The sequence below is a fragment of the Shewanella sp. POL2 genome (genome assembly GCF_000282755.1).
Taxonomy (GTDB): domain Bacteria; phylum Pseudomonadota; class Gammaproteobacteria; order Enterobacterales; family Shewanellaceae; genus Shewanella; species Shewanella xiamenensis.
Genome location: NZ_AKZL01000021.1, coordinates 18,960 through 44,384 on the forward strand (window position 1 = coordinate 18,960; position 25,425 = coordinate 44,384).

The 25,425-nt window shown below is 46.2% G+C and carries 20 protein-coding genes and 4 tRNA genes; 7 read left to right on the top strand and 17 right to left on the bottom strand.

Annotated features, from left to right (window positions below; genetic code table 11):
• Nucleotides 1–265 precede the first annotated feature (265 nt).
• On the bottom strand, nt 266–1,129 hold the full coding sequence (gene htpX, locus SHEWPOL2_RS07625) for a protease HtpX (RefSeq protein WP_037419467.1): 864 nt from the start codon (nt 1,127–1,129) through the stop codon (nt 266–268).
• 285 nt (nt 1,130–1,414) lie between these two features.
• Between htpX and pepE the strand changes: the two genes are divergently transcribed.
• The 3 genes from pepE (at nt 1,415) to SHEWPOL2_RS07640 (ending at nt 5,715) form a co-directional block, all read left to right on the top strand.
• Nucleotides 1,415–2,125, top strand: a complete 711-nt coding sequence (pepE, locus tag SHEWPOL2_RS07630) for a dipeptidase PepE (RefSeq protein WP_037427478.1) — start codon at nt 1,415–1,417, stop codon at nt 2,123–2,125.
• A 371-nt stretch (nt 2,126–2,496) separates the two neighbouring features.
• On the top strand, nt 2,497–4,080 hold the full coding sequence (locus tag SHEWPOL2_RS07635; RefSeq protein WP_037427480.1) for a glucan biosynthesis protein G: 1,584 nt from the start codon (nt 2,497–2,499) through the stop codon (nt 4,078–4,080).
• Between the two features lie 666 nt (nt 4,081–4,746).
• Entirely contained in the window at nt 4,747–5,715 is a 969-nt protein-coding gene (locus SHEWPOL2_RS07640; RefSeq protein WP_037427482.1) for a DUF3187 family protein, read from the top strand.
• An 86-nt stretch (nt 5,716–5,801) separates the two neighbouring features.
• Here SHEWPOL2_RS07640 and bioD read toward each other — a convergent pair whose 3' ends face one another.
• The 4 genes from bioD to bioB all read right to left on the bottom strand — a co-directional run bounded on the left by bioD (nt 5,802) and on the right by bioB (nt 9,834).
• The gene (gene bioD / locus SHEWPOL2_RS07645) at nt 5,802–6,497 is read right to left on the bottom strand and encodes a dethiobiotin synthase (protein ID WP_037427484.1); all 696 of its coding nucleotides are present in this window, start codon (nt 6,495–6,497) and stop codon (nt 5,802–5,804) included.
• A gap of 54 nt (nt 6,498–6,551) precedes the next feature.
• The gene (gene bioC / locus SHEWPOL2_RS07650; RefSeq protein ID WP_037427486.1) at nt 6,552–7,379 is read right to left on the bottom strand and encodes a malonyl-ACP O-methyltransferase BioC; all 828 of its coding nucleotides are present in this window, start codon (nt 7,377–7,379) and stop codon (nt 6,552–6,554) included.
• 97 nt (nt 7,380–7,476) lie between these two features.
• A complete protein-coding gene (locus SHEWPOL2_RS07655) occupies nt 7,477–8,682 on the bottom strand; it encodes an 8-amino-7-oxononanoate synthase (protein ID WP_037427487.1) in 1,206 nt (401 codons plus the stop codon).
• A gap of 99 nt (nt 8,683–8,781) precedes the next feature.
• On the bottom strand, nt 8,782–9,834 hold the full coding sequence (bioB, locus tag SHEWPOL2_RS07660; RefSeq protein ID WP_037427489.1) for a biotin synthase BioB: 1,053 nt from the start codon (nt 9,832–9,834) through the stop codon (nt 8,782–8,784).
• 122 nt (nt 9,835–9,956) lie between these two features.
• On the opposite strand from bioB, the gene bioA reads away from it, so the two are divergent.
• Complete coding sequence (gene bioA, locus SHEWPOL2_RS07665; protein ID WP_037427490.1) at nt 9,957–11,315, top strand: adenosylmethionine--8-amino-7-oxononanoate transaminase; 1,359 nt, start codon at nt 9,957–9,959, stop codon at nt 11,313–11,315.
• 19 nt (nt 11,316–11,334) lie between these two features.
• Here the strand turns inward: bioA and SHEWPOL2_RS07670 are convergent, their stop codons facing one another.
• Nucleotides 11,335–14,772, bottom strand: coding sequence for a NahK/ErcS family hybrid sensor histidine kinase/response regulator (locus tag SHEWPOL2_RS07670; protein WP_037427492.1), 3,438 nt, complete (start codon nt 14,770–14,772; stop codon nt 11,335–11,337).
• A 175-nt stretch (nt 14,773–14,947) separates the two neighbouring features.
• On the opposite strand from SHEWPOL2_RS07670, the gene acs reads away from it, so the two are divergent.
• From acs to SHEWPOL2_RS07685, 3 genes are all read left to right on the top strand, one after another.
• Nucleotides 14,948–16,900, top strand: a complete 1,953-nt coding sequence (gene acs, locus SHEWPOL2_RS07675; protein ID WP_037427494.1) for an acetate--CoA ligase — start codon at nt 14,948–14,950, stop codon at nt 16,898–16,900.
• Between the two features lie 226 nt (nt 16,901–17,126).
• Entirely contained in the window at nt 17,127–18,899 is a 1,773-nt protein-coding gene (locus tag SHEWPOL2_RS07680) for a DEAD/DEAH box helicase (protein WP_037427496.1), read from the top strand.
• Between the two features lie 60 nt (nt 18,900–18,959).
• Nucleotides 18,960–19,220: a GrxA family glutaredoxin gene (locus SHEWPOL2_RS07685; protein WP_011072684.1), complete on the top strand. Its 261-nt coding sequence runs from the start codon at nt 18,960–18,962 to the stop codon at nt 19,218–19,220.
• A gap of 276 nt (nt 19,221–19,496) precedes the next feature.
• On the opposite strand, the gene SHEWPOL2_RS07690 is transcribed toward SHEWPOL2_RS07685, so the two are convergent.
• From SHEWPOL2_RS07690 to ybgC, 11 genes are all read right to left on the bottom strand, one after another.
• Nucleotides 19,497–19,572 (bottom strand) — tRNA-Lys (locus tag SHEWPOL2_RS07690).
• A 33-nt stretch (nt 19,573–19,605) separates the two neighbouring features.
• Nucleotides 19,606–19,696, bottom strand: a tRNA-Lys gene (locus SHEWPOL2_RS22865).
• A 35-nt stretch (nt 19,697–19,731) separates the two neighbouring features.
• Nucleotides 19,732–19,807, bottom strand: a tRNA-Lys gene (locus tag SHEWPOL2_RS07695).
• A gap of 54 nt (nt 19,808–19,861) precedes the next feature.
• Nucleotides 19,862–19,937, bottom strand: a tRNA-Lys gene (locus SHEWPOL2_RS07700).
• 142 nt (nt 19,938–20,079) lie between these two features.
• A complete protein-coding gene (ybgF, locus tag SHEWPOL2_RS07705; RefSeq protein ID WP_037419433.1) occupies nt 20,080–20,829 on the bottom strand; it encodes a tol-pal system protein YbgF in 750 nt (249 codons plus the stop codon).
• Nucleotides 20,830–20,853: 24 nt separating this feature from the next.
• On the bottom strand, nt 20,854–21,387 hold the full coding sequence (pal, locus tag SHEWPOL2_RS07710; protein ID WP_037419429.1) for a peptidoglycan-associated lipoprotein Pal: 534 nt from the start codon (nt 21,385–21,387) through the stop codon (nt 20,854–20,856).
• Nucleotides 21,388–21,433: 46 nt separating this feature from the next.
• On the bottom strand, nt 21,434–22,762 hold the full coding sequence (gene tolB, locus SHEWPOL2_RS07715) for a Tol-Pal system beta propeller repeat protein TolB (protein ID WP_037419426.1): 1,329 nt from the start codon (nt 22,760–22,762) through the stop codon (nt 21,434–21,436).
• Between the two features lie 9 nt (nt 22,763–22,771).
• Nucleotides 22,772–23,806, bottom strand: coding sequence for a cell envelope integrity protein TolA (tolA, locus tag SHEWPOL2_RS07720; protein WP_037427498.1), 1,035 nt, complete (start codon nt 23,804–23,806; stop codon nt 22,772–22,774).
• Nucleotides 23,807–24,241, bottom strand: coding sequence for a protein TolR (tolR, locus tag SHEWPOL2_RS07725; RefSeq protein WP_037419420.1), 435 nt, complete (start codon nt 24,239–24,241; stop codon nt 23,807–23,809).
• Nucleotides 24,241–24,927: a protein TolQ gene (gene tolQ, locus SHEWPOL2_RS07730; RefSeq protein ID WP_037419415.1), complete on the bottom strand. Its 687-nt coding sequence runs from the start codon at nt 24,925–24,927 to the stop codon at nt 24,241–24,243. The genes tolR and tolQ overlap by 1 nt, the downstream gene beginning before the upstream one ends.
• Nucleotides 24,917–25,318 (bottom strand): tol-pal system-associated acyl-CoA thioesterase, encoded by a 402-nt coding sequence (ybgC, locus tag SHEWPOL2_RS07735; protein WP_037427499.1) that lies wholly within the window; start codon nt 25,316–25,318, stop codon nt 24,917–24,919. Before ybgC ends, tolQ begins: the two co-directional genes overlap by 11 nt.
• Nucleotides 25,319–25,425: the final 107 nt, after the last annotated feature.

Here is a 25,425-nt window from a genome sequence, read left to right on the forward strand (position 1 = left end):
GCAACCAATGTAAATAGCACGACTCGATTTAACTTAGCTAAGGATTGAGTAATAAGCAACACAATCTTATGCAAAGTAACTTTATCAATATACTCAAGGGTAAAATGTGCGCTGCATCATGTAACCACATGCTTATATAAGAGTTTTACATTGTCACAACCTACCAATTACAACTAAAAGCCTCCCTAGCTTAATCATCAGCAAAAGAAAAGCCCTAATAAAAAAGGAGACCCTAGGTCTCCTTTTGGTGAACGTTTGGACTCAATTAACGAGTTTGTAAAGCCGCAATACGCTTCTCTAGAGGTGGATGGCTCATCATTAACTCAGCCATTGAACGCTTGCCGTTAATACCAAAAGCAGACATTTGTGCTGGCATTGCTGAGCTTTCTGGGCCTTGGCGTAAACGCTCAAGTGCTGCAATCATCTTATGCTTGCCCGCTAAGCGAGCTGCACCTTCGTCGGCACGGTATTCACGAATACGTGAGAAGTAAGCCACGATAATTGATGCCAAAATACCAAACAACATATCAAGAACAAATACCACTGCCATATAAGCAAACATGCCCAAACCTTCGCCTTCTTCATCATTGCTCGAGACGAAGTTGTTGATGATGCCTGCAACAACACGCGCCGCGAAGATTACAAAGGTGTTCACCACGCCTTGAATTAAGGTCAAAGTGACCATATCGCCGTTAGCGACGTGGCTTACTTCGTGGGCAAGTACGCCTTCGACTTCGTCTTGACTCATGCCATACAACAGACCTGTACTCACGGCAACTAATGAGTTGTCCTTACTTGGGCCAGTTGCAAATGCATTCATCTCCGGCGATTGGTAAATTGCCACTTCTGGCATTTTAATCCCAGCTTGCTGGGCTTGGCGGGCAACCGTCTCCACTAACCAACGCTCAGTGCTATCACGTGGGGTGGTGATTACTTCACAACCCATGGTCTTTTTCGCCATCCATTTTGAAATCGCTAAGCTGATGAAGGCTCCGCCGAATCCAAAAATCGCAGCGAACACTAAGAGTCCACCCATAGTAGACGTATTCACGCCTAGAATAGACATTACAATTGAGGCTACTAGCAACACGGCTAGGTTAGTCGCAATCAATAAAAATATACGCTTCATATCAGCTCCTTTACGGCACAAAGGTGCCATTTATTTTGTTCAAAGACATAATATGTCCAATTAATCGAAATTCAAGGGGTAAAGGTAAGAGTTTTTCTAATCGCTTATTTTTCTCTCAATTTAGACACAGCCTTTCATGGCTCGTGAGTCTAGGGACAGTCTATTAAGCCAAACTTAAATCTAGGCGCTGTCAGTGTTACAGCCAAATTCATGTGTGTTTATCTATGTTTATCGTAATTAAACTTTGTTAACATGCCTGCACATTCTGAGATTTAAGGATAAAAAATGACCGTTAATGCCCTACTGCTAAGCAGTTCACGTGTTGGTGACACGCCTTATCTTTCCCATGCGCTGCCTTTTATCAAACCACTCACCGCTCACGCACAAAAATGGATTTTTATTCCTTATGCAGGGGTAAGCATGAGCTACGACACCTACTTAGCCTCTGTAGTGACGGGACTCAGTGAGCTTAAACTCGATATTAGTGGTATTCATCAACACCCTGATCCGCGCCAAGCGATTAAAGATGCCGACGGTATTTTAATTGGTGGCGGCAACACTTTTCATCTTTTGCATGAGTTGTATAAGTACGATCTTGTGCAGCTTATTCGTAATGAAGTCCTTAGCGGTAAGCCTTACATTGGTTGGAGCGCAGGGTCAAATGTATCTGGATTAAGCATTCGTACAACTAACGATATGCCGATCATTGAACCGCCATCATTCGCGGCCCTAAACATAGTGCCTTTTCAGGTAAATCCACATTATTCAAACTACCGTGCTCCAGGACATAACGGTGAAACTCGGGCTCAGCGATTACTCGAATTTACCCGTGTCGATCCGAACACGCCCGTCATTGGCATTGTTGAAGGCAGTGCGCTATGGCGACAGGGAGACACTTTATCAATGTTGGGTGATAATCCTGCCTATTTATTCTGTGGCGAACAGCAGGAGCTCCCTATTCCCGTAGGTAGCGATTTATCTCATTTGCTAAAATAAGATCTCGTTAGCGGCATTCATCGTGGTAAATAGGGTAACATTCACACTAAGCTAACCACTTAACATGCAAATGCCGCTCCTTTAAGAGTTGAACGCGACAAAAACTAGACTGATTTATTGACCTTGCCCGCTATCAATATCCTTTCATCATGCAAGGATCGGCATATCTCCCGCAGGAGAAAAAACTTGCACCACTTAAGTATCTGCACTAATTTCGTTGTCGAACACCTTGATAAACAAGATTAATTTTTGCATTTACCCCTAGCTACATTCTGAAACAAATTTTCTAAGTTATTTAAAATTAGGGAGTTATGACCAAGGCACAGGAGTATTTTTTTACCCTTGGTCCATCCAAGTGAGGAGTTTTCATTTTGCGACTGCATTCAACATTGAACCATTCAACCCCGATGAACGGTCATAAAAAGACCAAATTAACACTTTTTTTTGGGTCTATACTGGCCGGCATAATGAGCATCAGTAGTTTAGCCCCCGCCTATGCCGCCAATGCAAGCGATGATAAAAAAGCTAAGGCATTCTCCCATGACACCGTCGTTGAGTTAGCACAGCAACTGGCTCAAAAACCCTTCAAAGAAGCTAGAAAGGCTCCGAAGGAACTGATCGACTTAGATTACGCCACTTATGGCAAGATCAATTATCAAGAAAACGCTGCGATTTGGGGCGGAACACCCACTAAGTTTTCAGTGCAACTTTTTGCGCCCGGTTTTTTATACAAAAATTTGGTGGATATTGATGTCGTTGAAAACAGCCGAGCTTTTCCTATCGAGTTAACAGAATCTTCCTTTAGTGTGCCCAATGATACCATTGAGAAATTGCTCACGCAGGTAGGACAATATGCAGGCGTTCGACTTCATTACCCTATCAATGACGATGAAGTCAAAGACGAGTTCATTATGTTTCAAGGGGCAAGCTATTTTCGTGCATTATCCAAGGGCCAAACCTATGGATTATCAAACCGCGGGTTAGCCATTGATGTTGCCCAACTTAAAGGTGAAGAATATCCCTTATTTAAACGTTTTTGGATAGAGCGGCCCTCTAAATATCAAACAGCGATTGTGGTACACGCATTGCTAGATAGTCAGAGTGTTACAGGTGCCTATCGCTTTGGTATTTATCCTGGAGCACCGACACGTGTTGATGTCGATGTCACCCTCTTTCCGCGCCGAGATATCGCCCACGTTGGCCTAGCACCACTGACCTCCATGTTTCTTTATGGTGGTTTAGATACGCCTGACAAACCCGATTATCGTCCTGCAGTGCATAACTCTGAAGGATTACAAATTGATCGAGGTAACGGTGAGCGTTTATGGCGACCACTCAATAATCCAAACAAACTGCAAATCAGTGCCTTTGGTGACGAAGATATTAAGGGTTTTGGTTTAATCCAACGCCATCGTAACTTCGACTACTATCAAGATCTTGGTGCGAACTACCAACAACGTCCTTCTGCATGGATTGAACCATTAAACGATTGGGGTAAAGGGCAATTAATACTGCTTGAAATTCCATCAAGCGCCGAAACCAATGATAATATCGTCGCCTATTGGGAACCTCAGGGGGGATTAAAGCAGGCTGAGCCCTATCGCTATTCCTACCGCATTACAGCGTCTAATGACAGCCCAAGTTTTACAAACAAAGCACGGGTAATTCGTAGCTCTAAGGGACAAAAACAGGCCAAAGGCAAAGAACTCCTTATCGACTACAGCAATATCAAGCCACAAGATATTGAAAAAATTACAATTGATGCCAGTATCAGTAAGGGTAAAATTCTCTCATCTCGGATAGTAGCTCACCCTGAAATTAATGGTGCTCGGATCTTCATTACGTTTGAGCCTGAAAGTACCAATGTGGCAGAATTGCGCATTCAATTGCGTAAAGATGAAAAACCTGTCGCCGCTACTTGGCTATATCGCTGGAACAGTGATGATTGGCCCTAGGCCGATAAACTAAGACTTTTGCTTAACACCATAAAAATCGCCGGAAATCCGGCGTTTTTTATGGGTAAAATCAATATTTCCACACTCACATTAATAACCTTACAGTTAAGCAGTTTAATATTTCCGATGACTTACCACAGTATTTTTCGGAATAAGTAGGATTATTTATCTCTAACAAAAATAGGGATTTTCAGTTCCTGTTTTTGAATCCTATTTAGCGTCTCATAACATTTACACCCCAATCCTACGACGTTATATTAGCCTCTCAAAAAAACTGAATATTCACACAAGCTACGTTTTTATAAGATATCTACCTATTGTGCTCATCCTATTCAGTGTTTAGTTATTTTTCGCATCATCAATATGTTAGAGAAAAAATGAAGTTACCTACATTAAATGCTGCGTATTTTCGTAAGCCAACGACAATATTGTTAATTACAAGTACGTTAATTATCTTATATTATTTATTACCAATGATTGGGCGAGCATTTTGGCTAGCCTTAGTATTACTCAGCTATTTGCTGATTTAACATGTAAACAAGATGCTAACATGGCGATAAAGGTTAACATTCATCTTAATATTCTCCATTAATCTCGCTTGATAATGCTAAGTTTCTTCAACCTATCAAATCTAGCTGACTCATCATCTAGACGGATATTTATGCTATGCCATTTTCACACTTGAAATCAGTTCTCACGCTTTCGTTACTGTTTACCCAGAATGTCTTGGCAACTGCCGTCGATTTTAGTGACTATGGTCCTTTACGCAGCTATGCGCAATCACCGGCCCAAGCAGGCAGTTTAACACCGATGTTAAGATCAGGGTTTTCGTTACCTGAAGGTCAAAAAGAGCTGCACTTATCCGCAAGTGCAGCCAGTGTTTGGGCTGAAACCGATGACTATTTTGCCGATTACTATCACAACACCCTTGAAGGAGGACTGACTTGGCAAGTCAATGATAAATGGATGATAGATACCAGTTATCACTGGCGTTTTAGTGGCGATAATCACTTAGACTCAGTAACTATGTGGTTTCATGATGCATTTGGTTTTAGTCAAAATGGTCGTGAAGATGCCGCTAAACATCAAAATCAAATATTTTCTAAAGATGCCGTTAATCAACAAGATATTTCAGGCGAAAACCTCAATAATGTCGTCATACTTTATGTTGGCTACCAATTGTTTGAAAACCAATATCAGGGCTTATCTTTAGGAGGCAGCCTATATTATAACTATGTCGACTCAGGCCCCTTTGAAGATGAAAGCTTTGAACAAGCGTTACAGCTTAATTACAGCTTTCGTTATGAAAAACATCATGTTCATTCTACCGCAGCTGTTAGTTTTAGGCAGGGTAATGAGGTTCTTTCGGGGATAAGCTACGATAATCATGCTTATTCCGTCAATCTCGGTTATGAATATTTAACGGGTCGCCATGGCTGGTTACTTGAATTACATCACTATCAGGGCTTACTCGAAACCGAAAATGATTTTTCAAAAGCCTCGAACGAAATATTACTCGGCTACCGTTACTATTTAGATACCAGTGCAATAGAATTCTCTATTGTTGAAAACTATTTCAATATGGATAACAGCACCGATATTGCCTTTAATATTGGCTATCGCGTTAAGTTTTAGACACAATAAATTAAATCTACACTAACTAACAAAAACAGAGGCGATATTGCCTCTGTTTTGATATCAAACTTATTATTTGAATAAGCTTATTTCATCAATAAGGGCTGAATATTCATAAAATTGGCGGCATGCTCCGCATCCGCCTGCTTAAGATGTGGAATACACCCGAGAAAAGGCGATACCATCATCTCTTTAAGCGACGCTAAGTTTTCATCGAACACACTCATATTGGGATCGACACAGTTTGCCACCCAACCTGCGACCGTTAAGCCATCGGCTAATATCGCTTCTTGAGTTAATAACGCATGATTTAGACAACCGAGTTTCATTCCCACCACAAGAATGACGGGTAAATTAAGCTGTTGTACCAACTCAGATAAGTAGCGCCCTTCCCCTAAAGGCAAACGCCAACCGCCGGCTCCTTCGATTAAACAAAAATCCGCCTGCGCAAACGCCGCACGATCAAGCTTGGCCAAAATCGCCTCGGGGGATAAATTAACTCCCTGCTGTTTTGCTGCAATATGCGGTGCAATCGCAGGTTCAAAACTAATCGGATTCACCTGCTCATAGCTCAGTTTAAGGGATGAAGCCGACATCAGTTTTAATGCATCACTGTTACGCAAACCCTTTTCAGTGATTTCACAGCCTGAGGCAACAGGCTTTACCCCAAGACTTGAGCGCGAAAACCCTGCGCGCAGAACTTCACGATTGAATGCGGTCAAGAGTGCAGTCGATACTAAGGTTTTACCGCTATCGGTATCTGTTCCTGTTACAAAAAACATGCCTTTTACCTGTTAATCTGTTGGCCAACTATGCGCCAAACCGTTGCTAGAGATTTATACCGAGCCGCCTTGGCGACGCACACGAAATTGGGCGATCTGATAGGTTAAAGGCAGGCCCTGAGCCTCACGAAATTGCTCTGCGCGTTGTTGTAAAGCCTGCCAATCGTGGCGGCCACGCAATTTACCTAAATGGGCATCGGATTCAGAAGAAGTTAGGCTCTGTACTGAGGATTGCACCGATGCGCCCACGCCTTTAATGGAATAGAGTAAGGCTTTAAGATCTTGAAAATAGACGGTCATTGGCATGAGTTTCACATCAAGAAATTGCCAATCTGTGTCGTCAAATGCCGCTTGTAAGCTTTCAAGAGATAAGAAACTGTTGACCCTCAAACCAAGATTAGATAACTGAGCCAAGCTGCCTGCCGCCACGATACTCAGGTGAGCTTCTCCACCCGATGTTAAGACTCTGGCCATTTCACTGGTTGCCGCCGAAAAATCATGGCACCACTGCAGAGCTAAATTGGAGTAAATATTATCGATGCACGCATCGGCAAAGGGTAATTGCTCGGCATTACCGCAAACACACTGTTGATAAGGGTAAGTCGCGTTAAGCTGTTGCAGCATGCCCAAAGCGATATCGAGTGCATAAACCCTCATCTCCTCGCCCATTGCTCGGTTAGCGAAATCAGTCCCCGGCCCTGCGCCAATATCAAGAATTGCGCCCTTGGCTACAAATCCCTGCAACAAACTCGCACCGCTTAAACGCTGCAAACAGTTATGCTCTTGATAGCTCTTGGCTGCTGCTGAAAACCGCTCGGCAATATGCGAGAGCTGATCTGCGGGCTCATGGGGATTAAGGCTAACGCCAAGCGGCATGGACATCTCTGGTTATTCTCACTTTTAAATCAAACGCTGATCTTTCAACTCTCAAGACTAAGCCATCGAATCGTCGGCCATAAGCAGTATCGAAAACATTGGCTTATCGCGCAGGACGCTCAGATACCCTAGGTAGTGCAACTTCGGTCAGCACTTGGGCAATCCCGTTAACGCAGCGCCGAATTGCCGCCTCGCTATGGCATGCACTCAAAGTAATACGTAATCTTGCTGAGCCTATGGGCACGGTTGGTGGACGAATTGCCCCAACCCAAATCCCCATGGCTTTTAGCTTTTGCGAAACCAGTAAGGTTTGCTCGGCATCGCCAATGATCAGAGGTTGAATCGCGGTCTCACTACCAAGAAGCGGAATATCGGCATCTTGGCATAACTGTTTAAAAATCGAGATATTACGCTGCAAATTTTGCCTAAGTTCAGGATGAGCTTCACAGTGTTCAACTGCGGCCAAAGCTAGCGCAGCATTGGCCGGTGACAGTGCAGTTGAATAAATATATTCCCGCGCATTACTCACTAAAAACGCAATCAACTCACGACTACCCAGAATTGCTGAGCCTTGACAGCCTAATGCCTTGCCAAAAGTCACTATCTGGATATCGATAAGGTTGGCAGCTGGCTGATTAAAAATATCAGACACGCCAAAACCATGAGCATCATCGACAATCAACCACGCATTATGCGCGCGGCAAAGTGCAGATAACGCCGCAATCGGCGCAATATCGCCATCCATGCTAAATACACTTTCAGTGATCAGCGCTGAAACCGTGTTTTTGGCTAACAGCCGCTCGGCACTCTCAGTTGAGTTGTGCAAAAAGCGTTTAAAATCTGCGCCACTATCGCGCAAACCATCGATAATAGACGCGTGAACCAGCTTATCCGCCAGCACAACATCTTGCTTATCGAACAGGGTTTTACAGAGCGTACTATTAGCGCTAAACCCTGAGCTAAAGAGTAACGCTGACTCAAATCCGGTTATCTGGCACAGCTTGGTTTCCAGCGCTAAATGCGCCTCATTGTAGCCCGTCACCAGTGGCGATGCCCCGCTGCCGACACCATATTGCTGTGCGCCGCGGTGTAGCGCCGCAATTAATTCGGGCGCACGGCAAAGCCCTAAGTAGTCGTTACTGCTGAAATTAAGATAAGTTTGCCCCTCAAAGCAAAACTGCGGCTCAGCGTCACTTAGCTCGGCATCGGTTGATAATGCTTGACGCTGCCTTAGCAAACCTTGCCCTGCTAAGGCTTGCTGACGAGCGCGGATTTTTGAAGCCAGTTTTGACGCGAGTGGTGAACTCATATTCTCTTGCTCAGGATTTTCTTGCTAAACGTAAGCGCCATAAATCCTTTAGAAGGTAAAGCGCTCCAACGCTTAACGAAGCGCATTTATACACTGTGGTTATAGCGCAGCCGCATCATAAAACTGAGACGCAGCTTTATCTTGGTGAGCCGCAGCTTTAGCTAATACTGCTTGCTCATCATCGATAGTCGCGGCTGCGCCCTGCTCAGGGCGTAAGCCCAGACGGCGGAACAGGCCCATATCATCACTTTCTTCTGGGTTTGGCGTAGTCAATAACTTACAGCCGTAGAAAATCGAGTTAGCGCCCGCAAAGAAACACATAGCCTGCAGTTCGTCAGTCATGTTTTCACGGCCCGCCGATAAACGCACACGGGACTTAGGCATTAAAATACGTGCCACGGCGATGGTACGGACAAACTCCAGCGGATCTAAATCATCGAGTTTTTCGAAGGGGGTGCCCGCTACTTTGACCAACATGTTAATGGGCACAGAATCCGGATGCTGAGGTAAATTCGCCAGTTGTTGCAATAAACCCGCCCGGTCTGTGGCCTTTTCGCCCATGCCAACAATACCACCAGAGCAGACTTTCATGCCCGATGCGCGCACATGGCTTAAGGTATCTAAGCGGTTTTGATAGGTACGGGTGGTGATCACATCGCCGTAATATTCAGGCGAGGTATCTAAATTGTGGTTGTAATAATCAAGGCCCGCATCGGCCAACTCGTTGGCTTGCTCGGCGCTTAACATCCCTAAGGTCATGCAGGTTTCCATGCCGAGGGCTTTCACCTCTTGCACCATTTGCTTAAGGTATGGCATGTCTTTATCTTTCGGGTTACGCCAGGCGGCGCCCATACAGAAACGCGAAGCACCCGCGGCTTTGGCACTGCGCGCTTCTGTGAGCACGGTTTCCATCGCTAATAGACGCTCTTTTTCAAGGCCAGTGTCGTAACGCGCACTCTGCGGACAATATTTACAATCCTCAGGACAAGCACCGGTTTTGATCGACAGTAAGCGGCTGATCTGCACTTCGTTAGGATCGTACACTTCACGGTGGATACTGTGGGCTTTAAATAATAAGTCATTCATCGGCAGCGCAAATAAGGCTTCGATTTCTTCCCGCTTCCAATCATGACGAACTTGCAACTGCGACATTGAACACCCTTTTATTTTTGTATTTTACCTTGGCTAGGATAACCTCAGCCCTTAAACTGTCAACGCCAACCAGTGATACAGGTTTACCACTGATTAGTTTTCAATCAACACTGTGAGCTTTTATGCGCAATTTACTCGACTTGGATTTTGATAGCGCCCATATTTGGCACCCTTATACCTCCATGACTCGTGCACTTCCTGTTTTCGGGGTACACAGTGCCCAAGGCTGCGAGCTGGAATTGGTCGATGGCCGTAAACTTATTGATGGCACCAGCTCTTGGTGGGCCTGCGTGCATGGCTATGGTCATCCGGCAATATTAACGGCGATGGAGCGGCAGCTGCACCAACTCAGCCATGTCATGTTTGGCGGCATTACCCACGAGCCCGCCATTGAACTCTGTAAAAAACTGTTGGCGATGACCTGCGAGCCCCTCACTAAAATCTTTCTGTGCGACTCAGGCTCCATTGCCGTTGAGGTTGCCATCAAAATGGCGCTGCAATATTGGCAGGGGCAAGATTTACCTTTAGCGCAAAAAGCCCAAAAACAGCGCATCCTTACCGTGAAGAAGGGCTACCATGGCGATACTTTTGCTGCCATGAGTGTCTGCGATCCCGAAGGTGGCATGCATACCATGTTTGGCGAGGCGGTCACTAAACAATGTTTTGTTGACGCGCCGCAAACGCCCTTTGGTGAATCGTTACACCAAGACGATTTAGCACCCATGCAGCGTATATTGCGCGAGCAACATCAAGACATTGCTGCCGTGATTATCGAACCGATTATGCAGGGCGCAGGGGGCATGCGCTTCTACAGCAGCGAGTATTTACGCGGCCTGCGTGCCCTGTGTGATGAATATAATGTGCTGCTTATCCTCGATGAAATCGCCACGGGTTTTGGCCGAACCGGTAAGTTATTTGCCTACGAACATGCCGACATCACGCCGGATATCCTCTGCCTAGGCAAAGCATTAACAGGTGGTTATATCAGTCTTGCCGCCACCTTATGCACGGATAACGTCGCCCAAGGCATTAGCCAATCGCCCGCAGGCGTCTTTATGCATGGCCCCACATTTATGGGCAATCCCCTCGCCTGCGCCGCCGCCTGCGCCAGCTTAGATTTGATCAATCAGCAGGAGTGGCCAGCGCAGGTTGCTGCCATCGAGCAGCAAATGCAGCGCGAGCTTGCCGATGCCATCGATATTCCCAGCGTAAAAGCAGTGCGCGTGCTTGGCGCGGTCGGCGTGCTCGAAATGCACCAAGCGGTGAATACCGCGGCGCTGCAGCAGCAATTTGTCGACCTAGGCGTATGGGTTAGACCCTTTGCCAACCTGATTTATATTATGCCGCCCTATGTGATAAGCCCTGCTCAGCTCACACAGCTGACTCAGGCGATGAAGCAAGTCGCGGCCACCATTACACCACCGAAAACCACTTCGGATGACGCAAGTCGAGGCCAAAACATCTGCATCAGCCATGGCTAATCGCCATGGCTGCAAGTTATTAAGCCTTCTTGACCAGGCTTGATATCAATGCCCGCAGCGCCGCCGGTTTAATCATTTTGGCCATATAGTGATAACCGCGGCGCTGCACATCTTCCACCAGCTCTTTGCGAGTGTTCGCTGTGATTAAAATGCCCGGTAACTCTTTGCCATAAAGTGCGCGGATCCCATCCATCGCATCAACGCCGTTTTGACCATCATCCAAGTGAAAATCGGCTAACACGATATCGGGCGCCACGCCTTTAAGGCCTAACTTAATCCTCGCGTCTGCTAAATCCTTGGCACAAATCACCTCACACTGCCAACGACTGAGTAAGCTCTCAAGCCCCGCAAGAATCGCCTCCTCATTGTCGATACACAATACTTTAATCCCTGATAACGGTTGTAATAACGATGGCAATGCCTTCACCTGCGGCTGACGCACGGTTTCCCCTAAGGGAACCGTAATGGAAAACACCGAGCCACGCCCCAATTGCGAAGACACCTGAATACTGTGATTAAGTACCCGGCTTATCCTATCGGCAATCGCCAACCCTAACCCTAAACCGCTGACACTTTTACTACGTGGATTATTTAAGCGTTTAAATTCTTTAAATATTTCATGAGTTTCATGCTCATCAATTCCGCAGCCCGTATCGAGTACTTGGATCTCCAATTCGCTGCCGCGATGACGGCAACCAAACAGCACTCGCCCACCACGGGCATAACGGTAGGCATTGGTTAAAAAGTTTTGTAGCACGCGCCTGAGCAAAGAAGGATCAGAATTCACCGTCGCGCTGCAAGGGATCATCTTAAAGCGAATTTGATTGTCCGCCGCCATCGCCTCAAATTCGACCGACAGGCCATTGAGTAGCTCAGATATAGCAAAGTCGCGGCGGTTCACTTCGACCATGCCAGAATCCAACTTAGAAATATCCAATAAGTCGGTGAGCAACTCGCCAGCGGTTTTGAGCGAGCTATTCACATGGGATAAGGTGGTGCGTGCCTCGCGATCCAAATTAGGGTATTGGGATAACGACGCAGTAAACAATCTTGCCGCATTCAGTGGCTGCATTAAATCGTGCCCCACCGCCGCTAAAAAGCGACTCTTAGAGGCGTTAGCCATTTCTTCCTGTGCTTTGGCCTCAAGTAACTCACTATTTAGCAGAGCTAGTTCGTAGGTACGTTCTTTAACACGCGACTCGAGCGTTTCATTGGCTTCGAGCAACGCCCGTTCCTGCTCACGATATTGGGTAATGTCGGTAAAGGTCATCACAAAACCACCATCGGGCATGGGATTACCTTGAATTTTAATCACTTTACCGTCTTTACGTTGCCGCTCTGAAGTATGGGGTGTGCCATTACGCATATGCTGCACACGTTTTTCAACCTGTTGCTCTATATCGCCATCACCACAATAACCTCTGGCGGCATTAAAGCGGATCACTTCACTGATAGGCATACCCTGCTGTAAAAAGCCTTCAGGATATTGATATAACTCGACATATTTGTAGTTCCATGCAACCAAGTTAAGGTCGCTGTCGATCACGCTCATCCCTTCGTAGGCATGCTCGATAGCGCCGCGCAGCATATCTTGACTGAGCATAATTTTGGATGAGGCTTCATCCACAAGGCTAAAGACTTCATCTAAGGCCAAGTCACGCCCTTGTAAGACCGAATCCATAACTAAAGAAGCACTCGAAGCGCCGAGCACACCAGCGAGTAAACGCTCGGTATGAGCAATCAGTTCTGGAGTCGCGGCCTTATGCCAACTGTCACTTTTAACCGCTTCGGTAGAGAATCGACTAAAACTTTCATAGGCGCGGGTTGGACTCACAAAGCGGCTGGCTAAGATCAATAAATCCTGCTGCGAGATAGGGCCGCTTTTCTTATTGGCATTATTTTTAAGCTTACCAGGGCTGACAAAAGCACTGGCCTGAATACGCTCGGCCACCCCGGCCCTGAACCAAATCGAGCCCAACACATAACAGGCAATATTGGCAAATAACGCCGTAAGCGCATCACGCACATTCGGTGTAATAGCATCTAATAGGTCGAAATTACTAGACATTAATGTCGCTGGGCTTTGGTTACCCGTCATACCACTGAGCATGATGTAAAACCACAAGCTAAAACCCACACTGAGTCCTAAAAACACCCCTGCACGATTACCGTGTTTCCAGTAGAGTCCACCCACTAACGCGGGTGCAAGTTGGGCAAAAGCACCAAAGGACAGCATCCCCAGATGCGATAGCGAGTCGCTGTCAGCCAGCGCCAGATAACTGCCGTAGCCCAACCCAAGGATGATGATAATCGCTAGGCGGCGGGCATTTAGTAGCATCTGCGAAAACTGGCTGAAGTTTTTCTCGCGGATATTGCCAGTACGTAACATCACAGGGACAAGCCATTCGTTACTCACCATAACACTGATTGTCACCACGGCCACAATCACCATCCCCGTCGCCGCAGATAAGGTGCCTAACAGCGCAATCACCGCCAGCAGTGGATGATCTAACGCAAGCGGTAAATTAATCACATAGGTATCAGCGGCAACGCTATCGCCCAAGATCAATTTACCCGCTAATGCCAGTGGCCCGACAAATAGACCAAATAAGGCCAAATACAGCGGAAACAACCAACGTCCCTTAGACAAAACAGACTCATCGGCACATTCCACCACCATCACATGGAATTGGCGCGGCATACACAAAAATGCCGCCATACCGACAAGTAGTTCAGGCATCAAGGTTTCAATACGGGGGTTTGGGTGATGAATTAACGCTTTATCACTCGCCTGCTGCCAAATATCGCCAAACCCGTCAAATACGCCAAAGCTAATCACCATCCCTACCAGCAAAAATGCCGCGAGTTTAACTAAAGATTCGAACGCGATAGCCAGCATCATCCCGGGATTATGCTCGGTAGCATCGAGCTTACGAGTGCCAAAAAGAATGGCAAAAATGGCTAACAGCGCGGTGATCAGTAGCGCAATCATAATGCCATTTAAGGGGTCATCCGCGGGTTGAAATAGATTTAGGCTGAACACCATCGCCTTAAGTTGCAGCGCAATATAAGGCATGATGCCAAACAACGCTATCAGGGTAACAATGGCCGCCAAGGTTTGCGATTTACCGTAACGGGCAGCAATAAAGTCGGCGACCGAGGTAATATTTTGCGCCTTGGACACGAGGACCATCTTGCGCAACATGCCAAACCCTAAGGTGAAGATAAGAATTGGGCCGATAAAAATCGGAATGAACGACCAAAAATCCTTAGCCGACTGTCCAACCGTGCCTAAAAAACTCCAAGAAGAACAATAAACCGCCAAGCTTAAGCCATAAATGACCACTTGCAGCTTCTTGGTCACGCCGCTAAACCAGCGCTCCGCCCCCCAGGCTAAAAGGAATAAAAGTGATACATAACAAATAGCAATAACGGCGACGACTAAGGTGAGATTCATATTTTTGCTCTTTTTTCCATTATTGTGCGATAAATAATGGCTGAAATCTAGCCAGATTTTCGAGTGCAACAGCCTAAATATAAAGGAAATTTTAAAACTAGACCAAGGTCTAATGGAGTTGACTCCCTCTTGCATACCATACTCAGACCACGCAATTTTTCGAAAGGGAAGCCCTATGAGCTCGCAGTCTCTCTACAAAGTCTCCGGCAATATCGCTGCCAATGCACTTGTAAATAACGATCAATATAAAACAATGTACCAAGAGTCGATTGTCAATCCAGAGGGTTTCTGGAGAGAGCACGGCAAACGCATCGATTGGATAAAGCCATACACTAAAATCAAAAAAACCACTTTTGACGATCATAATTTATCGATTAACTGGTTCTATGACGGCACCCTAAACGCATCGGCAAACTGTCTAGATCGCCATTTGGCGGCGCACAGCGACCGTGTTGCCATTATTTGGGAAGGCGATAACGCCAACGAACAACGCAAAATCACCTACGGTGAACTGCACACTCAAGTATGTAAATTTGCCAACGCGCTACGCAGCCAAGGCGTACGCCGTGGCGATATCGTCACGATTTATATGCCAATGGTGCCAGAAGCCGCCGTCGCGATGCTGGCCTGCGCTCGCATTGGTGCTGTGCATTCCGTTGTTTTTGGTGGTTTCTCACCCGATTCTATCGCCTCTCGGGTTATCGATGGTAAATCCAAAATCGTCATCACCTCCGATGAAGGTATGCGTGGTGGCCGCGCCATTCCGCTCAAACACAACATCGACGATGCGTTAAAACATCCCGATGTGACCAGTGTTGAGAAAGTCATTGTGCTTCAACGCACTGGCGGCAAGATTGACTGGGTAGAAGGTCGCGATGTGTGGTGGCATTCACTGGTTGAAACCGCATCCGAACATTGCGCTGTCGAAGAAATGGGCGCAGAAGATCCGCTGTTCTTACTCTATACCTCAGGTTCAACGGGTAATCCAAAAGGCGTATTGCACACTACTGGTGGTTATATGGTGTATGCCTCCATGACCCACGAGTATGTGTTCGATTACAAACCCGGTGAGATTTACTGGTGTACTGCTGATGTGGGTTGGATTACTGGTCACTCCTATATGGTATATGGCCCGCTTGCCAACGGCGCAACGGTACTCATCCACGAAGGTGTTCCTAACCACCCAAGCCCTGCGCGTTTAGGCGAGATGATTGACCGCCATAAAGTCAATATTCTCTATACTGCACCAACGCTTATTCGTGCACTAATGGCCGAAGGTAAACAACATTTTGATAAGTACGATGGCAGCTCACTGCGCATCATGGGCTCTGTAGGCGAACCCATCAACCCAGAAGCTTGGCGTTGGTACCACGAGGTCATCGGCCACGAGCATTGCCCGATTGTCGATACTTGGTGGCAAACTGAAACAGGCGGTATTTTGATCACCCCACTGCCAGGCGCAACTGATACTAAGCCCGGCTCGGCGACTCGTCCTTTCTTTGGGGTACAACCGGCGCTCGTGGACAACATGGGTAACATTTTAGAAGGCGCAACCGAAGGAAACTTAGTGCTGCTCGACTCATGGCCAGGCCAAATGCGTACCGTATATGGTGACCATGAACGTTTCGTGCTGACCTATTTTAAAACCTTCCGTGGCATGTACTTTACCGGTGACGGCGCTCGCCGCGATGAAGACGGTTATTACTGGATCACTGGCCGCGTGGACGACGTGATTAACGTCTCAGGTCACAGATTAGGTACCGCCGAAGTGGAAAGTGCACTGGTGTCACACGAACTGGTCGCTGAAGCTGCTGTTGTGGGCTATCCCCATGATATTAAAGGCCAAGGTATTTACGCTTATGTGACCTTAACCCGCGGTACAGAAGAAAGCGAAGAACTTCGCCAAGAGCTGCGCCAATGGGTTCGCAAGGAAATTGGCGCCTTAGCAACACCGGATCTTATCCAGTGGGCAACAGGATTGCCTAAGACACGTTCTGGCAAAATCATGCGCCGCTTCCTGCGTAAGATTGCCGCGAACGAAGTAACCAATTTAGGGGATGCATCAACACTGGCCGACCCAGCTGTGATTGAAACCTTGATTGAAACTCGCTTGAATCGCAACGAGTAATCGTTGTCCCACACTTAATCGTGATTTATCACGGTTAAGTGTGGCTTTAGCCCCTGTTCATTTGAACACCTGTCCGTTTTAGCAAGTGTTCCTTTTAATCAAGTAAACCCTGTTGAGAAAGTGCCTGATTGCCCCTTTCTCTTAGTTGCCCCTCCAACCAAGGGGCATTTTTTTGTTCTGTGTTAAGCTTGGCGCTAAACTCAGTCGACCAAGAATAGCTAGCAGCGTGTCAGTTAATTCCAGCCCAAGCGTTACCCTCAGGGATTATCAGCAACAAGCCGTCGATGCCGCCATCGCGCATTTCAAAAAAAGCACCGATTCCGCCGTGTTAGTCCTACCCACGGGTGCCGGGAAAAGTATCGTTATTGCCGAGCTTGCCCGCATCGCCAGAGGACGAGTGCTCGTTTTAACCCATGTGAAGGAACTGGTTGCCCAAAACGCGCAAAAGGTGGGATTACTGACGACTGAGGCCAGCATTTACTCCGCTGGGTTAAATCAAAAATCGACTGACGGCAAAACCGTCGTGGCCAGTATCCAGTCCGCCGTGCGCGCCTTAACTCAATTCGATGAGCCCTTCTCGCTAGTGATTATCGATGAATGCCACAGAGTCAGCCTCGAAAAAACCAGCCAATATCAGCAGATATTAAGTCATTTACAGCAGCGTAATCCAAAGCTCAAATTATTAGGCCTGACTGCCACCCCTTATCGACTGGGCACTGGCTGGATTTATAAACGCCACTACCACGGCAAAGTCGGCTCGCCCGAGCTTGGGGTCTTCGAGCAGTGTATTTTCGAGCTTCCCATCCGTCCGCTGATTAAGCAAGGCTATTTAACTGCGCCCACCTTGTTCGATGGGTTAAGTGCCCAATATGACTTCAGCCAAATCAAGCCCAATGACAATAGCGAATATCCCGAGGCCCAAGTTAATGCGCTGCTGAACCACGCCGGACGCGCGACAACGGCGATTGTGAAGCAACTGATTGAACTGAGTCATCATCGCCAAGGGATCATTATTTTTGCCGCGACAGTGCGCCATGCTGAAGAAATTGTCAGCCAGCTCAACAAGGATCACAGGGAGCAAACAGCAATCGTCACGGCGCAAACGCCAGATAATGAACGTGATGAGCTTATCGAGCGCTTTAAAGCGAAGGAGCTTAAGTTCCTCGTCAACGTCGCGGTATTAACCACTGGCTTCGATGCGCCCCATGTGGATTTGATTGCGATTTTACGCCCCACCGCATCGGTGAGTTTGTTTCAGCAAATGATTGGCCGAGGCCTTAGGATCTGTGAAGGTAAAAAAGATTGTTTAGTGATTGATTACGCGGCCAATGGTTATGATTTGTATTTTCCAGAAGTCGGCCAAGCTAAGCCCAATAGTAAGTCGGTTCCGGTACAAGTGCATTGCCCTGTCTGCCAGTTTGCCAATATCTTTTGGGGATTAACCGACAAGGATGGCGATATTATCGAGCACTTTGGCCGTCGCTGTCAGGGCATTGTCGAGCATCATGGGCAAAAGCAACAATGTGACTTTCGATTTAGGTCTAAATCCTGTCCCGATTGCGGACAAGAGAACGACATTGCGGCGCGTATTTGCCAGCATTGCCATTCGACCTTAATCGACCCCGATAAACGCCTTAAGCAAGTATTGAATAAGCAACACCATCATCTGTTCCGCTGCCAGCATATGACGTTAATGGATGATGCAGGCGATCTTAAGGTGCAATATCTAGACATTGACGGAAATGAGTTTAATCGGCACTTTAAGCTGCAAACACCCGCCCAATGGCGTGCCTTGTATGCGCTGTTTATTTTCCCCCATAGTCGCACGCCAGGCATTAAACCTAACCAATACAAAAAAGTGTCTGAGCTGATTGCCGATAGTGCCGCCTTTCGGATGCCAGATCTGTTACTGCTTAAAAAGCACAAAAAAGGCTGGGATTTGCTCGAAAGCTATTTCGATTACCAAGGCCGCTATCAAACTGAAAATAAACACATCTGACATTATCAATTCGGTTAGCGCTATGGTATAAAACGCTTAAAGTAATCCTAAGGAGCTATTATGTACGTTGTTATTTTTGGCCGTCCTGGCTGTCCTTATTGCGTGCGAGCAGTACAACTGTCAGAGCAACTCGTTGAAAAACGTGATGACTTTAAATTTAGATATGTAGATATCCACGCCGAAGGGATTTCTAAAGCAGATCTCGAGAAGACTGTCGGCAAGCCAGTCGAAACGGTGCCCCAGATATTCGTTGATGAAAAACACGTAGGTGGTTGCACCGATTTCGAGCAATATGTTCGTGATAACAATCTGTTGGGTTAACCCTAATACGAGATAAAAAGGAGACCTGAGGTCTCCTTTTTTACTTTTGCATCAGTTGTTACATCAATAATGTTGCAGAGTAAAGCAACCTCAATTTTGCTTGTTCCATTTTGTGTTTCCCCAGTTGTTATTATTTATCTGCAGCCAATATGGAGCATTTAACACGTGAGAAAAACTGACAATAAGTCTATGAGCAAACTAGAAAATGCAGTGAAATTAATTAAGATTTTTAGTGATGAGTAGCGAAAGAAGATTTTTACTAGGAGAGATAAAGAGTGGTGGGTCGTGAAGGATTCGAACCTTCGACCAATTGGTTAAAAGCCAACTGCTCTACCGACTGAGCTAACGACCCATCTAGTGAACGCTGATTTTACACTTCAATAAGTGGTGAATCATGAAGGATTTAAACCATTCGATTGATTGGTTAAAAGCCAACTGCCCTAGCTTTATAACATAAGCGACTGAGCTAACGACTCATCTAAAAATTCTGAATTTTACACTTCCAGAAAAGTGGTGGGTCGTGAAGGATTCGAACCTTCGACCAATTGGTTAAAAGCCAACTGCTCTACCGACTGAGCTAACGACCCATCTAATCTACTACACTTCAAATACCGTTAACTTATTCTATTTACTAGAGTAAGTGGTGGGTCGTGAAGGATTCGAACCTTCGACCAATTGGTTAAAAGCCAACTGCTCTACCGACTGAGCTAACGACCCATATACTGGTATTTTGCGCCCCGAACGACCTCGCCGTTCCGAGGGCGCCTATAATACCTTTTTCATTTCCCCATGCAAGCGTAAATTCCCAATTTTTTGTCGTTTGCATGAAAAACAGACTAAGAGTATGTTTTTTAGTTAATTACGCTTTAATTGCAGCCAGTTGTTGCTGGGCAATGCGTGCTGCAGCGCTGTTGGCGTAGTCTTTTACTACTTGTTGGTAATATTGAGTTGCACCAGCTTTATCGCCCATTTTCTCTGCGATCATGCCAAGCTTCACTAAACTGTCACCACGTTTGTTGGAATCACTAAAACGGGTCACGACCGTATTGAAAACTTGCTTAGCTTCAGCAAACTCACTTTTATTAAACAGCAATTGTCCTAACCAATAATTAGCATTGGCGGCATAAACTGAATCTGGATATTGTTTAATGAAAGCGCGAAAGGCTGGGATTGCATCATCATACTTACGCTCTTTCAGCACGAGATTAACTGCGCTTTCGTAGCTGGCCGTTTCACTTAAACTACTGGCGGCCGCATTCGCGGTTGCTGCTGCAGCGGCAGGAGTGGAAGGCACTGAAGCGGCTGGAGTCGCTGCTTTAGAAGATAAATTAGCAATTTCATCATAAAGCTGACGCTGGCGTTGCTGCATCTGCTCTATTTGATAATTTTGTTGTTCAGTCAAACCACGTAAGTCGAGAACTTCTTGCTGCAAAGTATCCAGACGGCGCTGCATATCAATTTCGCTTTGTTGTCTCGATTTTACAATGCGCTCTAAACGAGCAAGTCTGTCATCACCTGAACCACCAGCAAGGTCTTCAACAGGAGCAGGAGCTGCAATTGCAGCTCCTGCGCCGAAGAACATTGCCGTAATTAAGACGGCACGTTTCATCTCGTTACTCTCCGTAATTCAATCTTAGTAAACTAAAACTGCACGACGGTTTTTAGCAAAACCTTCATCGGTACGAGTGAAGTCAAGTGGCTTCTCTTCGCCATAGCTTACGATGCTCATTTGGCTAGGTTGTACACCCATGCCTTGTAAGTATTTAGCAACAGCTTTAGCACGACGCTCACCCAATGCGATGTTGTATTCTGGCGTGCCACGCTCGTCGGCATGACCTTCAATCAATACACGAACACTTGGGTGCTCAACTAAATAAGTACCGTGGGCTTCGAGGACAGCTGCATATTCAGTTTGAACTTCACTGCGGTCGAAATCGAAGTAAATAATGTGCTCTTTTCTCAACTGCTCGAGTTGCTGACGTTGTTGCTCTTCAGGCGACAACATTCCACCAATACCGCCCGTTTGAACACCACCATTGAGTTCACTACCAGAACCGCTTGTAGAGCCCATAGCATCAGTTTCTGATTCAGAAGTTGAGCTACACGCACTAATAGCCATAATTGGAAGTGCTACCAACATAGCTTTTAACAACTTGTTCAGATCCATTACTTGTTCCTTATAAAATTAAATGTTAATAAATCAAACTAATACACTAGAGAAACGGAGACCAAGAAGGTGATTTCACCTCGCCCTGACCTACCGGTAATCTCGCTTTAAAGCGTCCGTCCGTAGAAACAGCTGCTAAAACTTGCTTGCCTTGATACGTAGTGCCATAAATCACCATAGTACCATTAGGGGCCACACTTGGAGACTCGTCCAAACGTGTCGATGTCAGCACCTGCATAAAGCGCGTACTTAAATCCATACGTGCAATATTAAATTTACCATTTGTGCGATTCACAAAAATCATGCTGCGACCATCAGGGGTAATTGAACCACCTAAATTCCATTCACCTTCAAAGGTTTCACGGGTCACTTTGCCTGAATTTAAATCTACACGATATAACTGTGGTCTACCACCACGCTCGGAGGTAAACAACAATGACTTGCCATCAGGATACCAAGAAGGCTCAGTATCGATGGAATAGTGGTTGGTAATACGTTTAATCGCCTTAGTGGCAATATCAATGACATAAATCTCAGGTTGACCATCCTTAGAGAGGGTCACGGCCAATGATTTACCATCGGGCGAGAAAGAAGGCGCACCGTTAATGCCAGGGAAACTACTCACCTTAGTACGCACTTGAGTGTATAGGTCCTGAACAAAAATCTCGGCTTTTTTGTTTTCAAAACTCACATAAGCTAAACGACGGCCATCGGGTGACCACGCGGGTGACATCAAAGGCTCAGGAGAGCGCAATAACATCTGCTCATTGTAACCATCATAGTCAGCAATCATTAATGAATAAGCCGCTTTTTGACTGTGGTTAACCAATACATAAGAAATGCGCGTTAAAAACGCACCACGAATACCGGTCAATTTTTCATAAACGATATCACTTATACGGTGGCCATACTGACGAAACTGGGTCGCAGAAATCACTGTCTGACGACTATCCATCAAAAATTCAGTTGGACTTGCAGGACCTTTTAGTGCTTGGTTTTGTGCTTTAACCAAATCAATAAGATCAAAGCTCACCAAAAACTGATCCGTGCCGTAAGGCTTAACCGAACCAACCACAACGGCTTCTGCACTAACATTAGCCCAAGCATTGGCATCAAACTGTGCTAAGGCTCCAATACCACGTTGAGGTAACCCTAATTCATCGAGAGGTTTAAACGTACCGCTGCGCACTAAGTCAGACATAACCACATCGGCAATCGCCTGTGGTGGCGCACCAGCACCTTGCCATTGGAATGGCATCACCGCGATTGGTCGCGCTGCATCCACACCTTCGGTAATCACAATATCCAGCGCCGCTTTTGCCGGCATAGTGCAAAGCAGAACTGCCAATGCTAACCATTTTGCCAAAATTTTCATGGGACTCCTTTAATTAAACGTTGGTTCAACGATTAAGTTAATTTCTTTCATCAAGTTATATACCGCAGGGTCTGGAGACACTGGTAACTTACCCGCTTTTAAAATCGCCGCTTTAGCTGCACGACACACATTCGGATCACCACCTTGTGTCTGACTGCTAATCACAAATCCATCATTCGCTAAACGCACAGAAACAGTACACGTTTTACCACGCATCGATTCATCAACCACAAGGTTACGCTGAATCGTTGATTTAATCATAGCGGTATACTTACCGACTTCCGTTTGCATCTGCTTATTCATGGTTTGCGATAAGGCTGCCTGCTCGGCGGCTAACGCATCAGCCATTTCCTGCTCCTGCTGAGCACGGGCTTCAGCATCCGCTTTCGCCTTAGCATCTGCTTTTGCCTTAGCTTCGGCTTTTGCTTTCGCCTCTGCATCAGCCTTGGCTTTTGCCTCTGCTTTGGCTTTAGCGTCTGCCTCAGCTTTTGCCTTGGCTTCGGTTTCTTTCTGCTTACGGTCTGCCTCAGCTTTCGCGGCAGCGGCCTCTTCTACTTTACGTTTTTCCGCGGCTTTTTGAGCTGCATCTTCAGCAAGTTTACGTTCTTGCTCCTTCTGCTTGCGATCGGCTTCGGCTTTTTGTGCTTTTTCCTTTTCCTGTTGCTGCTTCACCTGCGCGGCTTTCGCGGCATCATTGGCCTTTTGGGTCTCAATTTCTTGCTGCTTACGTTCTTCCGCCAGTTTCTTCAACTGTGCTTGTTCACGCTCACGGGCTTGCTTTGCTTCCTGTGCTTTGCGTTCAAGTTCGGCTTGGCGCTCACGTTCTCGGCGCTCTGCATCGCGCTTTTCCTGCTTTAGCTTTTCAACTTGATTAGCGACTTGTTGCTGATCAACCATAACAGCTTTTACAGCAGGGGCGCTAACTTGTTGCACAGGTTCAGGTTTATGGGTGAAATCTATGCCAATGGCCAGAATAATTATCACGCCAATATGAATACCTGCTGAAATTGACAGAGGTAATGCAACATTTGAATTATCCGCCACCTATTTCTCCTTGGGTGAATCCGTCATCAAACCGACTGAGGGAACGCCTGCCTGTTGCAAGGTCACCATCAATTGGATCACGTTATCGTAAGGAATAGTTCTATCGGCTTTAACCACCACTGGACGTTCAGGCTCAGTCACCATAATCGCCGCCACGGCGGTGGCTAACTCTTCCAATTCCATTTCTTCGTTATTGGAACCGCCCTGATTAAGAAAATAAGTACCGTCGGCATCAATAGACGCCACAACCGGCGGCTTACTATCCGCGGGTAGTACTTCGGCCGCACCTTGCGGCAGCTCCACTTTCACCCCTTGGGTCACAATCGGCGCTGTTACCATGAAAATAATCAGCAACACGAGCATGACGTCGATGTAAGGCACCACGTTGATTTCGGCAACAGGGCGACGACGTTTACGCTGATAACCGACTTGCATTATACGCCTTCCTTCTCACTGTATGCTTGGCGATGCAGGATGCTAGAAAACTCTTCCATAAAGTTAGCGTAACCGATTTCCAGCTTTTCAACCTGAGTCGCAAAACGGTTATAAGCGATAACTGCTGGAATTGCCGCAAACAGACCCATAGCGGTAGCAATCAGTGCTTCTGCAATACCTGGCGCTACCATGGCTAATGTTGCGTTTTCCATCGAGCCAATTGCGATAAATGAATTCATAATACCCCATACCGTACCAAACAAACCGATATAAGGGCTAGTCGAACCAATGGTTGCCAGTAACGGTAAGTTAGCTTCTAACTTTTCTAATTCACGGGATAAGGTCACACGCATCGCCCGCGAAGTACCATCCATAACCGCATCAGGCACTTTGCTATTTAATTTATTTAGACGTGAATATTCTTTAAAACCCGTCACAAATAATGACTCTAAGCCCGTATTATCTGGACGAGCCGATAATTCTTTATACAGACGATTTAAATCGACGCCTGACCAAAATTTATCTTCAAATTTTGCCGATTTATTTTTTGCAGATGTCAATAAACTACGGCGTTGTAAGATCACCGTCCAAGACATTACAGACAAGCAAAGTAAAGTGAACATAACAAATTTCACTAATAAACTGGCTTGTAAAAATAACCCGACAATCGACATATCAGCTTGCACTGTCAAACTCCTGCACAATATTTAAGGGGATAGCTCGGGGCCGCATACGTGATAAGGCTACACAGGCTACTAGCACTGTGCCTTCACAATAACAGTCTCCCAGATGATCAACCAAACGTTGATGAAATACCAACGAGGCCTTTTTCAACTCTATGACCTTAGTTTCTACAATAAGGTTCTGTTCAAAACGTGCGGCTTTTTTAAAATCCAATTCCGCCCGCTTAACCACAAACGCCGTGTCCTCGGCCAACAGTGCAGTCTGACTTACGCCTAAGGCTTTTAACCATTCGGTTCGCGCTCGCTCAAAAAAATTGAGATAGTTCGAATGATAGACAACGCCACCTGCGTCGGTATCTTCGTAATAGACTGAAATGGGCCAATTAAACGTCATGCGAAATCAGTAGATTTTGGTTGAAAAATTGACGCTACTATACCTAGGGAAACAAGACTTGTGAATGACCCGATGAAGATATAGATAGGGATAGCAGGGGTTTCAAC

Excerpts from the sequence above, each read along its gene's own strand:
- htpX (WP_037419467.1), bottom strand. The coding sequence starts at position 1,129 with ATGAAGCGTATATTTTTATTGATTGCGACTAACCTAGCCGTGTTGCTA.
- pepE (WP_037427478.1), top strand. The coding sequence starts at position 1,415 with ATGACCGTTAATGCCCTACTGCTAAGCAGTTCACGTGTTGGTGACACG.
- SHEWPOL2_RS07640 (WP_037427482.1), top strand. The coding sequence starts at position 4,747 with ATGCCATTTTCACACTTGAAATCAGTTCTCACGCTTTCGTTACTGTTT.
- bioD (WP_037427484.1), bottom strand. The coding sequence starts at position 6,497 with ATGTTTTTTGTAACAGGAACAGATACCGATAGCGGTAAAACCTTAGTA.
- bioC (WP_037427486.1), bottom strand. The coding sequence starts at position 7,379 with ATGTCCATGCCGCTTGGCGTTAGCCTTAATCCCCATGAGCCCGCAGAT.
- SHEWPOL2_RS07655 (WP_037427487.1), bottom strand. The coding sequence starts at position 8,682 with ATGAGTTCACCACTCGCGTCAAAACTGGCTTCAAAAATCCGCGCTCGT.
- bioB (WP_037427489.1), bottom strand. The coding sequence starts at position 9,834 with ATGTCGCAGTTGCAAGTTCGTCATGATTGGAAGCGGGAAGAAATCGAA.
- bioA (WP_037427490.1), top strand. The coding sequence starts at position 9,957 with ATGCGCAATTTACTCGACTTGGATTTTGATAGCGCCCATATTTGGCAC.
- SHEWPOL2_RS07670 (WP_037427492.1), bottom strand. The coding sequence starts at position 14,772 with ATGAATCTCACCTTAGTCGTCGCCGTTATTGCTATTTGTTATGTATCA.
- acs (WP_037427494.1), top strand. The coding sequence starts at position 14,948 with ATGAGCTCGCAGTCTCTCTACAAAGTCTCCGGCAATATCGCTGCCAAT.
- SHEWPOL2_RS07685 (WP_011072684.1), top strand. The coding sequence starts at position 18,960 with ATGTACGTTGTTATTTTTGGCCGTCCTGGCTGTCCTTATTGCGTGCGA.
- ybgF (WP_037419433.1), bottom strand. The coding sequence starts at position 20,829 with ATGAAACGTGCCGTCTTAATTACGGCAATGTTCTTCGGCGCAGGAGCT.
- pal (WP_037419429.1), bottom strand. The coding sequence starts at position 21,387 with ATGGATCTGAACAAGTTGTTAAAAGCTATGTTGGTAGCACTTCCAATT.
- tolB (WP_037419426.1), bottom strand. The coding sequence starts at position 22,762 with ATGAAAATTTTGGCAAAATGGTTAGCATTGGCAGTTCTGCTTTGCACT.
- tolR (WP_037419420.1), bottom strand. The coding sequence starts at position 24,241 with ATGCAAGTCGGTTATCAGCGTAAACGTCGTCGCCCTGTTGCCGAAATC.
- ybgC (WP_037427499.1), bottom strand. The coding sequence starts at position 25,318 with ATGACGTTTAATTGGCCCATTTCAGTCTATTACGAAGATACCGACGCA.